13 protein-coding genes are annotated in these 14,297 nt (G+C 65.6%); 11 read left to right on the top strand and 2 right to left on the bottom strand.

Annotated features, from left to right (window positions below; genetic code table 11):
- Window positions 1–621 (bottom strand): L-threonylcarbamoyladenylate synthase, encoded by a 621-nt coding sequence (locus QRN11_RS17895; RefSeq protein ID WP_142063669.1) that lies wholly within the window; start codon window positions 619–621, stop codon window positions 1–3.
- A gap of 115 nt (window positions 622–736) precedes the next feature.
- Here QRN11_RS17895 and QRN11_RS17890 point away from each other — a divergent pair, with 115 nt between their 5' ends.
- The 8 genes from QRN11_RS17890 to QRN11_RS17855 all read left to right on the top strand — a co-directional run bounded on the left by QRN11_RS17890 (window position 737) and on the right by QRN11_RS17855 (window position 7,585).
- A complete protein-coding gene (locus QRN11_RS17890) occupies window positions 737–2,680 on the top strand; it encodes a DUF4118 domain-containing protein (protein ID WP_285313862.1) in 1,944 nt (647 codons plus the stop codon).
- Window positions 2,681–2,763: 83 nt separating this feature from the next.
- A complete protein-coding gene (locus QRN11_RS17885) occupies window positions 2,764–3,462 on the top strand; it encodes a response regulator (protein WP_285314025.1) in 699 nt (232 codons plus the stop codon).
- A 106-nt stretch (window positions 3,463–3,568) separates the two neighbouring features.
- Window positions 3,569–4,000 (top strand): VOC family protein, encoded by a 432-nt coding sequence (locus QRN11_RS17880; protein WP_285313861.1) that lies wholly within the window; start codon window positions 3,569–3,571, stop codon window positions 3,998–4,000.
- 69 nt (window positions 4,001–4,069) lie between these two features.
- On the top strand, window positions 4,070–4,756 hold the full coding sequence (locus tag QRN11_RS17875) for a hypothetical protein (protein ID WP_285313860.1): 687 nt from the start codon (window positions 4,070–4,072) through the stop codon (window positions 4,754–4,756).
- 17 nt (window positions 4,757–4,773) lie between these two features.
- Window positions 4,774–5,283: an HAD domain-containing protein gene (locus QRN11_RS17870; protein ID WP_285313859.1), complete on the top strand. Its 510-nt coding sequence runs from the start codon at window positions 4,774–4,776 to the stop codon at window positions 5,281–5,283.
- A 152-nt stretch (window positions 5,284–5,435) separates the two neighbouring features.
- The gene (locus tag QRN11_RS17865; RefSeq protein WP_285313858.1) at window positions 5,436–6,743 is read left to right on the top strand and encodes an inorganic phosphate transporter; all 1,308 of its coding nucleotides are present in this window, start codon (window positions 5,436–5,438) and stop codon (window positions 6,741–6,743) included.
- Window positions 6,740–6,961, top strand: coding sequence for a hypothetical protein (locus QRN11_RS17860; protein ID WP_285313857.1), 222 nt, complete (start codon window positions 6,740–6,742; stop codon window positions 6,959–6,961). Before QRN11_RS17865 ends, QRN11_RS17860 begins: the two co-directional genes overlap by 4 nt.
- A 60-nt stretch (window positions 6,962–7,021) precedes the next feature.
- Window positions 7,022–7,585: a dihydrofolate reductase family protein gene (locus tag QRN11_RS17855; RefSeq protein WP_285313856.1), complete on the top strand. Its 564-nt coding sequence runs from the start codon at window positions 7,022–7,024 to the stop codon at window positions 7,583–7,585.
- Between the two features lie 152 nt (window positions 7,586–7,737).
- Here QRN11_RS17855 and QRN11_RS17850 read toward each other — a convergent pair whose 3' ends face one another.
- Window positions 7,738–8,214: a hotdog fold thioesterase gene (locus tag QRN11_RS17850; RefSeq protein ID WP_285313855.1), complete on the bottom strand. Its 477-nt coding sequence runs from the start codon at window positions 8,212–8,214 to the stop codon at window positions 7,738–7,740.
- A 193-nt stretch (window positions 8,215–8,407) separates the two neighbouring features.
- Between QRN11_RS17850 and polA the strand changes: the two genes are divergently transcribed.
- The 3 genes from polA to rpsA all read left to right on the top strand — a co-directional run bounded on the left by polA (window position 8,408) and on the right by rpsA (window position 14,210).
- A complete protein-coding gene (gene polA, locus QRN11_RS17845; protein ID WP_285314024.1) occupies window positions 8,408–11,092 on the top strand; it encodes a DNA polymerase I in 2,685 nt (894 codons plus the stop codon).
- 138 nt (window positions 11,093–11,230) lie between these two features.
- Complete coding sequence (locus QRN11_RS17840) at window positions 11,231–12,520, top strand: GNAT family N-acetyltransferase (protein WP_285314023.1); 1,290 nt, start codon at window positions 11,231–11,233, stop codon at window positions 12,518–12,520.
- 214 nt (window positions 12,521–12,734) lie between these two features.
- Window positions 12,735–14,210 (top strand): 30S ribosomal protein S1, encoded by a 1,476-nt coding sequence (rpsA, locus tag QRN11_RS17835; protein ID WP_050055365.1) that lies wholly within the window; start codon window positions 12,735–12,737, stop codon window positions 14,208–14,210.
- Window positions 14,211–14,297: the final 87 nt, after the last annotated feature.

Below are 14,297 nucleotides of genomic sequence, written 5' to 3'. Positions count from 1 at the left end.
CTATTCGAAGCGTGCCGGGTCTCCGGTACCGCGCCGGACCACCTCAGCCACTCCGCTGGAGAAATCCACTACGGTGGTGGGCTCCGCCCCGCAGTCGCCGGCATCGATCACCGCGTCCACCAGGTGGTCCAGCCGCTCCTTGATCTCCCAGCCCTGGGTCAGCGGGTCTTCCTCGTCCGGCAGCAGCAGCGTGCTGGACAGCAGGGGCTCACCGAGTTCTGCCAGCAGCGCCTGCACCACCCTGTTGTCGGGGATCCTGACTCCTACTGTCTTCTTTTTGGGGTGCAGGAGCCGCCGCGGAACCTCTTTGGTGGCAGGCAGGATAAAGGTGTAGCTTCCGGGGGTCACGGATTTGATGCTGCGGAAGACGTCGTTGCCTATGTTCACGAACTGCCCCAGCTGGGCGAAATCCTTGCAGACCAGGGTGAAATGGTGCTTGTCGTCCAGGCTGCGGATGCTCCTGATCCGGTCCAGGGCGTCCTTGTTGCCCAGCTGGGCCCCCAACGCATAGCAGGAGTCTGTGGGATAGGCGATCAGTCCGCCGTCGAGCACCATGCGTACTGCCTGGGCGATGGCCCGGGGCTGCGGATCCTGCGGATGAACGTCAAAGTATCTGGCCATGTACCCGAGCCTACGTTCCCGCGCCGCGCCGCCGCATCATTGAAGCGCCCGCCGCATGTGATGCGGGCGGGGCGCACGGCACGCGGGGGCCGGACTGGGTGGCAGAATGTGGCTCATGGCTATGGAACGGATCGTCGTGGGCCTTCAGGGCGACGACGACGGGGAACTCCTGGTGCGCCGCGCCGCGAGGCTTCTCCACCGGGGCGTTGGCGGGGAACTGCTCGCCGTCCATGTACGCACCCCGGCCGGGACCCGGGCGGAGTCCCCGCAGGCACTCGAAGCCCAGCGCCGCCTGGTCGCAGACGTCGGCGGCAGCTATCACACGGTATCGGCCTCCGACGCCGCCGCCGCCCTCGTGGAGTTCGCCCGCTCGGCAGCGGCCTCCCACATCCTGGTGGGCCAGTCCCGCCGCCGCAGGATCACGGCCCCCTTCAGCCTGGGCGTGGACACCAAAGTGGTGCGGGAGGCGGCGGACATTGACGTCCAGGTGGTGCCACTGGTCCGGTACTCAGGCGGCCGGGGGAGGCGGCCGGAACTGGGCCGGGCGCGGACGGGGTTCGGGTTTGCCCTCGCCGCGGTTCTTCCGCCTTTGTTGCAGCTCCTCCTGGCCATGTTCGATCACAGTGTGGCCACCGCGGTGCTGATTCAGCTCACCGGCGCCGTGGCCGTAGCTCTCGTGGGCGGATTGTGGCCGGCGGTTTCGGGTGCCCTCTGGAGCAGCCTGCTGGTGAACTACTTTTCCACTCCGCCCCTCGGCGACCTCGCCATCCACGACCCCCAGGACCTGCTCTCGCTGGCGGTATTTGTCGGCGTTTCGGTGGCGGTGGCCGGCGTGGTGGATGGATCTGCCCGGCGTTCCAAGGAAGCGTCCCGGGCACAGGCCGAAGCCGCCACCCTGGGTGATCTTGCCTTGGGCGCGTCCCGGTCCGAGGACACCCTCCACGGCCTGCTCGCTGAAGCCCTCGATGCCTTCGGTGCCTCCGGGGCCGCCGTCGTCAGCAACCTCCCGGCCGCCGGGCATCGGGATCCGAGGGGTCAGGAAACAGGGCGCACGCCGCTCCTGCTGGCGGGAGCCGGTGATATTTCCGGCTGGCAGGACGGAGCCCAGGACCTCCGCGGCCTTCCGGGCGCCACTACCGTCCAGGTGGACCCGGTGACGTGGCTGGTCCTGTTCGGCAGGGAGGTGCCGCCGGCGGGGCGGAGGCTGCTCGGCGCCTTCGCTGTGCATGTCAAAGCCCAACTGGAGCGCCGGCAGCTGGAGTCCAGCCGGCACGAGATCCTGCGCCTTGCAGAAGGCAACACCATGCGCACGGCCATCCTGCAGGCCGTCTCCCACGACCTGCGTACCCCGCTGGCCGGAATCAAACTCGCGGCCGGCGGGCTCCTGCAAAATGGTGTTGCCTATACGCCGGCTGAGCAGCGGGAGCTGCTGGAGACCATTGATGCGTGCAGTGACCGGCTCGATTCTCTGGTGGGGAACCTGCTGGACATGTCCCGGATCACCGCCCGTTCGGTGGAGCCGCTGCTGGGCCCCGTGAGGTGGAGCGAGGCAATTGATGCGGCGTTGCGCGGGCTTCCGGACGGTGCTGTTGCGGTGGCGCTGCCGGCCAACCTGCCGCCGGTGGAAGCGGACCGCGGGCTGCTGGAACGGGTCATTGCCAACATCCTTGAGAACGCGCTCAAACATGCCCCGGGCTCGGGAGTGTCGGTGACCACGACGGCGGACGGGCTGGGCGGTGTGACTCCTGAGGGACACCCATGCGGCGAACTGCGCATCGTCGATCATGGTCCCGGCGTCCCCGAGCGGAAGGTGCTGGACATGTTCAGACCGTTCCAGCGGGTTGATGACCTGCCCCAGGCCAGCGGCCTGGGCCTGGGACTGGCCGTCGCCCAGGGCTTCGTCCAGGCCATGCGGGGAACCCTGAGCGCCGAGGGGACCCCAGGGGGAGGGCTGACGATGATCATCCGGTTGCCGCTCTCCACCGGAAGCCCCGGTGGCGCCGGCAGTATTGCCGCGAATGCGGACATTGTTCCGGGCAGCGGGACGGTGCTGACGTGACGGGACCAGCCTCGGCAGGACCAGTACACCAGAAGGAAGGGCCCCAAAAGGCCGGACTCCAGAAGGCCGTCCGGCATGAGCCCATGGTTCAGGAGGCCGCGCCGCAGGGTGCGAAGATCCTCGTGGTGGATGACGACCCCCACCTGCTGAAGGCGCTGCGCATCACCCTGGCGGCGCATGGCTATGACGTTGCTGTCGCGGAGGACGGCGCGTCTGCCCTCGCCGCTGCCGGCCGCAACGTTCCGGATGTTGTGGTCCTGGACCTCGGGCTGCCGGACATGGACGGCGCAGAGGTCCTGGGTAATCTTCGCCGGTGGAGTTCCGTGCCGGTGCTGGTCCTGTCGGCGCGGCACGGCTCATCGGACAAGGTGGGAGCGCTGGACGCCGGTGCCGATGACTACATCACCAAGCCGTTCGGACTGGACGAGCTTCTGGCACGGCTTCGGGCCCTCATGCGGCGGGTTCCGGGTCCGGAGTCAGCCCCGGTGGTGGCATCGTCCGGATTTTCAGTGGACCTCGTTCACCGGCAGGTGCTTCGCGACGGAACCGCTGTGCGGCTCACGCCCACTGAGTGGAACATCCTCGAAATCCTTGTGCGGAATCCGAAAAGCCTCGTCACGCAGCAGCAACTGCTGGCGCACGCCTGGGGGCCTGCCTACCAGAAGGAAGCCAACTATCTGCGGGTTTACATGGCGCAGCTGCGCAGGAAACTCGAAGCTGACCCCGGCAATCCCCGCCACCTGCTGACCGAACCCGGAATCGGATACCGCTTCGTTCCTTAGAACCCGGCCAGACGGGGCGGTCCTGCCCCTACCCAGAGGCCTGCCTGGTGGGGCAGGATGTTGTCTGGTTCCATTCCTTTCAGTTCAAACTCAAGGAGATCCAGCTATGCCCACCACACTCAACCCCTACCTCAGCTTCCGCGACAACGCACGGGAGGCCATGAACTTCTACCAGTCGGTTTTCGGCGGTGAGCTGACACTCAGCACCTTTGGCGAGTTTCAAGCCAGCGAGGACCCGGCTGAGGCCGAGAAGATCATGCACGGGATGCTGACCACCACCCAGGGCCTGGTGCTGATGGGTGCCGACACCCCGAACAGCATGGAGTTCAGTTCGGGCTCGTCCATCTCCATCTCCCTCAGCGGTGAAGATGAGGGAGAACTGCGTGGTTACTACGACAAGCTCAGCGGCGGGGGCGGCACCGTGACAGTTCCCATGGAGCAGGCTCCCTGGGGTGACATTTTCGGCATGTGCACCGACAAGTACGGGGTGTCCTGGCTTGTGAACGTCAACAACCAGCAGGCAGCCGGGGCCTCGTAACCTGGCGGCCGGGCAGGGCCCGGCCCTGTTTCCTTGAGGAGGGACGCCACGCAGTGCGACGATGGACGCGTGGAGTCCCTCCTTGATTTTCTTTCGGATAAATGGTGGCTTGTTTTCCCCATGAGCGCCCTCGCCGGCCACTGGGCAAATACCTGGCGGAAGGCCGGTGACCGGCGCCACCAGCGGAAAGTGGAGCTGTATAAGCTCCGGAACCAGGCCTATGCGGTGGAGAACGCCTCCGTGGCCGACGTCGAATCGCTGATGGCCGCCCATGATGCCACCAACAAACGCTGGCTGGAGTACGAGCTCGATGTGGGCAAGCTCATCGACTTTCCACTGATGACCGATGTCCGTGAACCGCTGACCGTTGCGTTCCTGCGCGCCAAACGGGAAGCCGACGGCCTCAGGCCCTCATCCCCGGCGGAAATGACTGCTCCTTCCCGCGTCGAGGCGTACCGGAAGGCCGTTGACGGTTTCAGTGTGGCCTTGGACGTCGCCGAGCGGGAGGCCAGGCGCCTCAGGGACAGCAAGTTCACGGGGCCGGAGCGTGAGCGGCTGGCCACTGCCCGGCAGCTGCTGAAAATCGCCGAGGACCAGGCGGCAACTCCGGCTGAACGGCAGGCCGCATACAAGCGGGCACGCCGTGAACTGGACGGGCTCATTGTGCTGCCGGACGTCACCCTGGCGGCGCTGGAGGACAAGATCTCCCCCATGCTCGAGCCCGGCGTGCAGCCCTCGGACCCGCAGCACCGCTGAGTTCCCGGAGATGAACAATGGCCCTCCGCACGTTGTACCTCGACGTGGACGGCGTCCTCTGTCCGTTTGGTGCGGCAGGGAGCAACGGGTGGGGAACGGCGTGGCGGTATGCAGATGCGGGCCTCCTGCCGGTGGCCTTCGCGCCCGAACTCGTGGCCGGACTGAACAGCTTGACGGCGACGGCGGAACTCCGGTGCGTCTGGCTGACCAGCTGGGAGGAGCTGGCGCCCCAATACCTCTGTCCGGCGATTGGCCTGGACGGCGCCCGGTGGCCGCACCTGACGGCCGGGGGAGCGGGAAGCGGTCCCGGCTGGTGGAAGCTCGATGCCATCCAGGACGACGTGGAACGGACATCGCCCGACGCCGTCGCCTGGGTGGACGACCAGCTCGCCTACGAGGCCGAAGCCCAGGCCTGGGCCCGGATTATGGGCCACCGGCTGCTGGTTTTCTCGCCGGATCCCAGGCAGGGGATTTCGCCGTCGGAACTGGAAGCGGTGCGTTCCTTCCTCAGGCAACCGTTGTTTTGACCTCCTGCCCCGGACGCGTACGATCGATAAGGTTTCACGCCGGCTGACTTAACGCCGCAGGTCATTCCAAGCGAACAGCTGGTGAATTATGCTGTGCAAGGCAGCCGGGGGAAAGAAACTGCTGAACGTCGACTCTGCAGATTGGGCAACAGGTGGATATCACCTTTATGGTGGCGCTGGTCATCGCACTGGCACTATTTTTCGACTTCACGAACGGTTTCCACGACACCGCGAATGCCATGGCCACGCCCATTGCAACCGGTGCGATCAAGCCGAAGACAGCCGTGACCCTCGCAGCAATCCTGAACCTGGTGGGAGCCTTCCTGTCCACAGAGGTGGCGAAAACGGTCTCCGGCGGGATCATCCGTGAAGGCTCCGATGGCGTGCAGATCACGCCGGACATCATCTTCGCGGGCCTGATGGGTGCCATCCTGTGGAACATGATCACCTGGCTGAAGGGCCTGCCGTCGAGTTCATCCCATGCGCTGTTTGGCGGCCTGATCGGCGCGGCCATCGCCGGCATCGGGTTCAACTCCATCAATCTTGAGACGCTGCTGCAGAAGGTGATCCTGCCGGCAATCTTTGCTCCGGTCATCGCAGGAGTCGTTGCCTACGTCTGCACCCGCCTGGCCTACGCATTGACGGCCCGCCAGGATCCCGAAACGGGGTCCAAGCTGACGCAGAAGCGCGGCGGCTTCCGGACGGGCCAGATCTTTACCTCCAGCCTGGTGGCCCTGGCCCATGGCACGAATGATGCCCAGAAGACGATGGGTATCATCACGCTGGTGCTTATTGCCGCCGGCACCCAGACCCCCGGCTCGGGCCCCCAGGTCTGGGTGATCGCAGCCTGCGCCCTTGCCATCGCCATCGGCACCTACGCCGGCGGTTGGCGCATCATCCGGACCATGGGGTCTGGCCTCACGGAGGTCAAGCCCGCGCAGGGCTTCGCCGCAGAAACCAGCACCGCTTCGGCCATCCTCGCGTCCTCGCACCTCGGTTTCGCCCTTTCCACCACGCAGGTTGCGTCCGGCTCCGTGATCGGCTCCGGCATGGGCCGCCGGGGAACCACGGTCCGCTGGAACATGGTAGGCAAGATCGCCCTCGGCTGGCTGTTTACCCTTCCTGCTGCCGGGATCGTGGGCGCGCTCACAGCGCTGCTCGTCAAGACCGGGGTGGTGGGCGTCCTGATTGCCGCCATCGCGGGCACGGCAGCAGTACTCTTTATGTTCTTCTACTCCCGGAAGTCCGCTGTGGGCCACCACAACGCCGTCGAGGTTGAGGAAGCCGGCCAGGCCGTCCGCTTCGCCAAGAAGAAGGCAATGGCCCGCGCCCGTGCAGATGCCAAGGCGAAGGCCAAAGCGAAAGCCAAGTTGAAGGCCGAGGCGGACGCTTCGAACCCTACAGAATCTCCGGCTGAGGCAGAGGCCGAAGCCACCACAACGAAGGATGCCCAGCGATGAAGTGGTTGGAACTGCTGACCGTGGCAGGTGCCACCCTGGTGGCCGCAGTAACCGTGGTGGTGCTCTACTCGCTCGGCGTTCGGCTCACCGCCATTGCGGGTGACGCCCAACAGGCCTCGCCGGGCCTCAAAAAGTCCCTTGCCTATGCGTGCTTTGGCCTGTGCGGGCTGGCTGTGCTCTTCGGGCTCTACCTGATCATTCCCTACTTCTCCCGGTAGCGTCAGGGGATCCGCGCGCCAGCCATTGGCCAGTACGGGGCCGCTCGCTAGGCTTGTGGCATGTCACGGATCCAGTATTTTGTAGCCGCGTCCCTCGACGGATTCATTGCCACTCCCGCCGACGACCTTGGCTGGCTCCTGCAGTTCGACGGCTTCGAAGGCGGCATGGAAAGCTACGAGGCTTTTATGGCGGGCGTGGGCTGCATCGTGATGGGCGGCGGCACCTACGCCTGGCTCATGAAGCACGAGCAGGGCAACTGGCCGTACCCGGGCACACCTTGCTACGTCTTCACCCGGCATGAGCACACAGCACCTGCGGGCGCGGACATCACGTTCGTGCGCGGGGACGTCAGCGAGTTCATGGCGGATTTCACGGCGGACGCCGGAAGCCGGAACATCTGGTTGGTGGGGGGCGGAGACCTCGCCGCCCAGTTTGCCGAGGCCGGCCTGCTGGATGAACTCATCCTCTCGGTGATCCCTGTAGTGCTGGGTAATGGCAAGCGCCTCTTGCCATTGGCAGGCCCCACGGCGCCGCTTGAATTGACTGGATCCCGCGCCATGGGGAGCGGCATCATTGAGCTGCGGTACCTGCTCAACGGCAACGGCAAGGTAGACGGCCGCTAGACGCGCCGCCCGCTGCGTCCGTCTTGCGTCACGCAGGGCATGGTTTTCGGGCCTGCCCGACGGCGGGACCGCGGCGTTTAGCGTTAGTGGCACCCGAGGCAGCCCAAAAGGCTGCCTGGCGTGACGCCGTCGTGCCTCCCGGCGCCGGGCGCCTAACCCTGCGCGGGGCCGGCGTTGTCCCTGATCATGTTGGTGATGCGGGCCGTGGACAGCCGCCGGCCCTGCTCATCTGTCATAACGATCTCGTGCGTGGCAAGCGTCCGGCCCAGGTGGATCGCTGTACAGGTACCGGTCACCGTGCCGCCCGAGATGGAACGGTGGTGGGTGGCACTGACCTCGATGCCAACCGCATGGCGGCCGGGGCCTGCGTGCATACCGGCCGAAAACGATCCGAGGGTCTCCGCCAACACCACGTGCGCCCCGCCGTGAAGTATTCCGGCCACCTGGGTGTTGCCCTCCACCGGCATGGTGGCCACTGTCCGCTCAGGGCCCATCTCGAGAAAATGGATGCCCATTTTCACCACCAGTGCGCCAATCCCGAATTGGCCAAGCCAGCGGTGCAGGTGCTCCGGGACTCCAGCGGCAGCAAGCTCCCCCGCATAGGGGCCGGGCGTGAAATTGTCCATCATGGCAACTAGGCTGGCACCTGTGAGTGAAACAACCAAACCGGCCCCCTTCCCGTCCAACGTCCGCCAGGACCACAACGCCCCGCAGGGCTCAACCGCCCTCCAGGACATTGTCATCAAGGACGATGCAGTTCAGGAGAAGGACCCGGCAGAGGCCGGCGGATCGGTGTCAGCAACTGCCGCCCCCGTGATTCCCATGACGGGCCAGCCGCGGCTGCTGGTGCTGGACGGGCACTCCATGGCTTTCCGCGCCTTTTTCGCCCTGCCCGCGGACAAGTTCTCCACCGCCAACGGGCAGCACACCAACGCTATCCACGGCTTCACGTCTATGCTGATCAACCTGATCAAGGAACAGCAGCCCACACACATCGCCGTTGCCTTCGACGTCTCGGATGAGACCACCCACCGCAAGGCCGACTACAGCGACTACAAGGGCGGCCGCAACGAGACGCCCCGCGAGATGAACAACCAGATCGACCTCATCGGCCAGGTCATGGAGGCCTGGGGCATCAAGACCATCAAGATGCCCGGCTACGAGGCAGACGACATCCTGGCAACCCTTGCCGCCATGGGCGACCAGGCCGGCTTCGAAGTCCTGCTGGTTACCGGCGACCGGGACGCCTTCCAGCTGATCACGGACAACGTGTTCGTCCTTTATCCGAAGAAGGGCGTCAGCGACATCCCCAAAATGGATGCCGCCGCCATTGAGGCGAAGTACTTCGTCAGCCCGGCCCGCTACTCCGATCTAGCGGCGCTGGTGGGGGAGACGGCGGACAACCTTCCGGGCGTGCCCGGCGTGGGACCCAAGACCGCCGCCAAGTGGATCAACCTCTACGGCGGGCTCGAAGGCGTACTGGAAAACCTCGATTCCATCGGCGGGAAGGTGGGAGACGCCCTGCGCGAGAACGTTGAGTCCGTCAAGCGCAACCGCCGGCTGAACCGGCTCCACGATGATCTGGAACTTCCCGTCACCCTGGATGACCTGTACCAGCCGCGCCCCGACCAGGCAGCCCTTGAGGATCTGTTCGACCAGCTCGAATTCAAAGCGATCCGCGGCCGCCTCTTCGCCCTCTATGGCGACGACGACACCCCCGCCCCCGAGCGCGCCAGCATCGAAACGCCTGACTTCATCACGCCGTTGGGCGCTGCGGAACTGAACGCTTTCCTGGCGGCCGGCGCCGGCCAGCGGTCCGCCCTCGCCGTGGACCTGGTCCCCGGAAGGATCGGCGAGGACGCTGCCGGGCTGGCCATCGTCCGCGACGGCGCCGCCGCCTACATCGACCTCGCCGGCCAGGACGCCGAAGCCGAAAACGTCCTTTCCGGCTGGCTGCGCGACCCCGAAGCGCCCAAGGTGATGCACGGGTTCAAGGCCGCGCTCAAAGCACTGTCTTCACGGGGCCTCGAACTCGAAGGCGTGGTGGACGATACCTCCATCTCGGGCTACCTCATCGAACCGGACCGGCGCACCTACGAGCTCGCCGAACTCGCCCAGCACCACCTCAACGTCGGCATCCCGGCCGCCACCGCCAAGGCAGGCCAGCTGGAGCTGTCCTTCGACGGCGACGACGAAGCCGCCGCCGGTGCGCTGGTGCAGGCCGCCGCCGTCGTCCTTGAACTGAGCAGGTTCTTTGAAGCGGAACTGAAGGAGCGCCGCGCCGAAGAACTGCTCTCCACGCTCGAACTCCCGGTCAGCCGTGTGCTGGCCGACATGGAGCTGGCGGGCATCGGGATCGACATGGCCCGGATGGATGAGCAGATTGCAGACCTTGCCAGGGTCATCGACAACGCACAGGAGCAGGCGTTCGCGGCGATCGGGCACGAGGTAAACCTCGGCTCGCCCAAGCAGCTGCAGACCGTGCTGTTCGAGGAACTCCAGCTGCCCAAGACCAAAAAGATCAAGTCCGGCTACACCACCGATGCCGCCTCCCTGAAGAATCTCCTGGAGAAAACCGGACACGAGTTCCTGGTCCAGCTCATGGCCCACCGGGAGGCGGCCAAGCTGCGGCAGATGCTGGAGTCGTTGAAGAAGTCGGTGGCCGAGGACGGCCGGATCCACACCACCTACGCCCAAAACGTCGCGGCCACAGGGCGGATCTCGTCCAACAACCCGAACCTTCAGAACATCCCCATCCGCAGCGAGGAAGGCCGCCGTGTCCGCGGGATCTTTGTGGTCAGCGACGGCTACGAGTGCCTGCTCTCCGCGGACTACTCCCAGATCGAGATGCGCATCATGGCACACCTGTCCGGCGATGCGGGCCTGATCCAGGCGTACAAGGACGGTGAGGACCTGCACCGGTTCGTGGGCTCGAACATCTTCCACGTGCCCACCGAGGAAGTCACCAGCGCCATGCGCTCCAAGGTCAAGGCCATGTCCTACGGCCTGGCCTATGGGCTGACCTCGTTCGGCCTGTCCAAACAGCTGGAGATTTCGGTGGACGAGGCCCGAACCCTGATGAAGGACTACTTCGACCGGTTCGGTGCGGTCCGCGACTACCTGCGGGGCGTGGTGGACCAGGCCCGCGTGGACGGCTACACCGCAACCATCGAGGGGCGCCGCCGGTACCTGCCCGACCTCACCAGCACCGACCGGCAGCTCCGGGAAAACGCCGAACGGATCGCGCTCAACAGCCCCATCCAGGGCTCGGCCGCGGACATCATCAAACGGGCCATGCTTGGCGTGCACGGGGAACTCCAGTCGCAGGGCCTGAAGTCCCGGATGCTGCTGCAGGTCCACGACGAACTGGTCCTGGAAGTCGCCGCAGGGGAGCGGGAAGCGGTGGAGAAGCTGGTCACCGATCAGATGGCCGCCGCGGCGGACCTCAGCGTTCCGCTCGAGGTCCAGATCGGTGTTGGCCCCAGCTGGTACGACGCCGGGCACTAGAAGTCCCGCCGACACGGTGGCGCAGGAAACCGCAGATCTTCCTGCGCCACCGTCGTCCGCCAGCTCAACTGTCCGCGGACGCGTGTCGCTGCTGGCGGCCCCGGGGAGTTATTGGCTAGGCTCGGGCGGGTGGCTGAACTGAGCGGTAACTACGGGATCCGGCGCTTCCCTGCGGTATCCGAGGGCAAAACCGGCTATGCGGAAGCATCCACCTGGCTCCGGGCCGTGGCCTTCGGGTTCCACGAATCCACCCGCACACCGGAACACGTGGCGAGGTCCCTGGCCACCTACGAAGCCGACGGCCGGGTCCTGACCGGGGCCTACCAGACGGGAGAGGTGGCACAATCGTCGCTGCCGGCGGACGTTCCGGTGGCCACCTTTGCCACCTTCCGGAAAAGCCTCAATATCGGTTTTGGCCGCATGCTCGAAAGCCAGCTCGTGACGGCGGTGACCGTCCGCACCTCGCACCGGCGGCGCGGCCTGTTGCGCCGGATGATGAGTGAGGACCTGCGCCTGGCCAAGGAGGACGGCGTTGCAATGGCCGCCCTGACCGCCTCCGAAGGAACCATTTACGGCCGCTTTGGGTACGGCGTGGCCAGCTTCGAACGCAAGGTCCACGTGGACACCACGGCCCGGTTCAGCGTGCGGCACCAGCCAGTGGGCAGTGTTGAGATCGCCGATCCCAAGGTACTGCTGGAACTCGCGCCGGAAATCTTCGGCCGCGTGCACCGGCTCACGCCCGGCTCCATCAGCCGGCAGGACTGGTACCGGCAGCTGGCATCGGGGTCCCTCGGCCGGGACGGCAAGGAGGATCCTGCCATCAAAGTGGCCCTGCACTATTCAGCGGACGGAATTGCCGACGGCTACGTGTCGTACAAATTCCTGGGCTGGGACACCGAGCCCTACACGGTGGAAGTGGTGGACCTCGTGGCCGCCGGAAACAGTGCCTACCTCGAACTCTGGCAGTTCCTGGGCGCCATCGACCTCGTGGAACGGGTCTCCTGGGCCGAAGCGCCTCTGGATGACCCGCTGGCCTGGGCGCTGACCGACCCCCGTTGCATCGTTTCCTCGGACAGCCGGGACATGCTGTGGCTTCGCATCCTGGACACCGCCCAGGCGCTGGAAGCCAGGCACTACCCGGCAGACGGCCGCCTGGTCCTCGAAGTCAACGACCCCCTCGGCCTCACGGCGGGAACGTTCGCCCTCGACGTGGCCGGCGGCCAGGCCGCCGTCGAACGCCTCCCGGAAGGTGCCACGGCGGACCTGTCCCTGGACATCTCCGCCCTGTCCTCGATCTACCTGGGCGCCGTCTGTCCGGTCACCCTGACGGCGGCGGGGCGGATGGGGGAGAACACGCCCGGCTCGGCGCTGAAGGCCCGGCAGATGTTCGCCGTCGAGCGGTCCACGCACTGCCTGACGCACTTCTGACTCCACTGTGGACACAGAAACGGCCGCTTTTGACCCGTGTTGCGGGCAGCGACTAGAATAAACGGGCGTGTGTTACGTGTGCATCGCTTTGGTTCGCATTTGAACGCCACGCAATCAGGATGACCCGGCAATCCGCCGCGCTCCGCCTCCAGGTCAGTACCCGGAAGTGGTGGTCACCTGACCGACTAACTATCCACAACGGAGCCCCTACTACATGACCATCACCTCCACCGAGAAGCCCGGTACCCCCGTAGTCGCCATTAACGACATCGGTACCGCTGAGGACTTCCTCGCAGCAGTCGACGCGACCATCAAGTACTTCAACGACGGAGATCTCGTCGAAGGTACCGTCGTCAAGGTCGACCGCGACGAAGTTCTGCTCGACATCGGTTACAAGACCGAAGGTGTCATCCCCTCCCGCGAGCTTTCCATCAAGCACGACGTTGATCCCGGAGACGTTGTCTCCGTTGGCGATCAGGTCGAAGCCCTGGTGCTCACCAAGGAAGACAAAGAAGGCCGCCTGATCCTCTCCAAGAAGCGCGCTCAGTACGAGCGTGCCTGGGGCGACATCGAGAAGGTCAAGGAAGAAGACGGTGTTGTCACCGGTACCGTCATCGAGGTCGTCAAGGGTGGTCTTATCCTCGACATCGGCCTGCGCGGCTTCCTGCCCGCATCCCTCGTCGAGATGCGCCGTGTGCGCGACCTGGCTCCGTACATCGGCCAGCAGATCGAAGCCAAGATCATCGAGCTGGACAAGAACCGCAACAACGTGGTCCTGTCCCGCCGTGCATGGCTCGAGCAGACCCAGTCCGAGGTCCGCTCCACGTTCCTCAACAAGCTGGAAAAGGGCCAGGTCCGTCCCGGCGTCGTTTCCTCCATCGTCAACTTCGGTGCCTTCGTGGACCTGGGCGGCGTAGACGGCCTCGTCCACGTTTCCGAGCTGTCCTGGAAGCACATCGACCACCCGTCCGAGGTTGTCGAAGTTGGCCAGGAAGTCACCGTCGAGGTACTCGAGGTGGACCTGGACCGCGAGCGTGTTTCCCTGTCGCTCAAGGCTACGCAGGAAGACCCGTGGCAGACCTTCGCCCGCACCCACGCCCTCGGCCAGGTTGTTCCGGGTAAGGTCACCAAGCTCGTTCCGTTCGGTGCGTTCGTCCGCGTCGAAGACGGCATCGAAGGCCTGGTCCACATCTCCGAACTGGCTGTCCGCCACGTGGAGCTGGCAGAGCAGGTTGTCTCCGTTGGCGACGAACTGTTCGTCAAGGTCATCGACATCGACCTCGAGCGCCGCCGCATCTCGCTGTCCCTCAAGCAGGCCAACGAGGGCGTCGACGCCGACAGCACCGAATTCGATCCGGCTCTGTACGGCATGGCCGCAGAGTACGACGAAGAGGGCAACTACAAGTACCCCGAGGGCTTCGACCCCGAGTCCAACGAATGGCTCGAGGGCTACGAGGCACAGCGCGCCGCCTGGGAGCAGCAGTACGCTGACGCCCAGACCCGCTGGGAAGCACACAAGAAGCAGGTTGCCCAGCACGCTGCCGACGACGCTGCAGCTGCAACGTCCGGTGACAGCGATTCCGGCACCACCAGCTACTCCTCCGAGCCTGCTGCCACCGACACCGGTGCCGGCACCCTGGCTTCGGACGAGGCACTTGCTGCTCTCCGCGAGAAGCTGACCGGCAACTAATTGCCACCGGCCCTTTCCGGGCTGTAAACAACAGACCCCCTGCCTTCGGGCAGGGGGTCTGTTGTTTTTAACGGCCTTCGCCCGCCG

Source organism: Pseudarthrobacter sp. fls2-241-R2A-168, from assembly GCF_030209335.1.
Taxonomy (GTDB): Bacteria; Actinomycetota; Actinomycetes; order Actinomycetales; family Micrococcaceae; genus Arthrobacter.
Note: the sequence above shows the minus strand (reverse complement) of the source record. Positions and strands in the feature narration are given on the sequence as shown.

Excerpts from the sequence above, each read along its gene's own strand:
- QRN11_RS17895 (WP_142063669.1), bottom strand. The coding sequence starts at position 621 with ATGGCCAGATACTTTGACGTTCATCCGCAGGATCCGCAGCCCCGGGCC.
- QRN11_RS17890 (WP_285313862.1), top strand. The coding sequence starts at position 737 with ATGGCTATGGAACGGATCGTCGTGGGCCTTCAGGGCGACGACGACGGG.
- QRN11_RS17885 (WP_285314025.1), top strand. The coding sequence starts at position 2,764 with ATGGTTCAGGAGGCCGCGCCGCAGGGTGCGAAGATCCTCGTGGTGGAT.
- QRN11_RS17880 (WP_285313861.1), top strand. The coding sequence starts at position 3,569 with ATGCCCACCACACTCAACCCCTACCTCAGCTTCCGCGACAACGCACGG.
- QRN11_RS17870 (WP_285313859.1), top strand. The coding sequence starts at position 4,774 with ATGGCCCTCCGCACGTTGTACCTCGACGTGGACGGCGTCCTCTGTCCG.
- QRN11_RS17860 (WP_285313857.1), top strand. The coding sequence starts at position 6,740 with ATGAAGTGGTTGGAACTGCTGACCGTGGCAGGTGCCACCCTGGTGGCC.
- QRN11_RS17855 (WP_285313856.1), top strand. The coding sequence starts at position 7,022 with ATGTCACGGATCCAGTATTTTGTAGCCGCGTCCCTCGACGGATTCATT.
- QRN11_RS17850 (WP_285313855.1), bottom strand. The coding sequence starts at position 8,214 with ATGATGGACAATTTCACGCCCGGCCCCTATGCGGGGGAGCTTGCTGCC.
- polA (WP_285314024.1), top strand. The coding sequence starts at position 8,408 with ATGACGGGCCAGCCGCGGCTGCTGGTGCTGGACGGGCACTCCATGGCT.
- rpsA (WP_050055365.1), top strand. The coding sequence starts at position 12,735 with ATGACCATCACCTCCACCGAGAAGCCCGGTACCCCCGTAGTCGCCATT.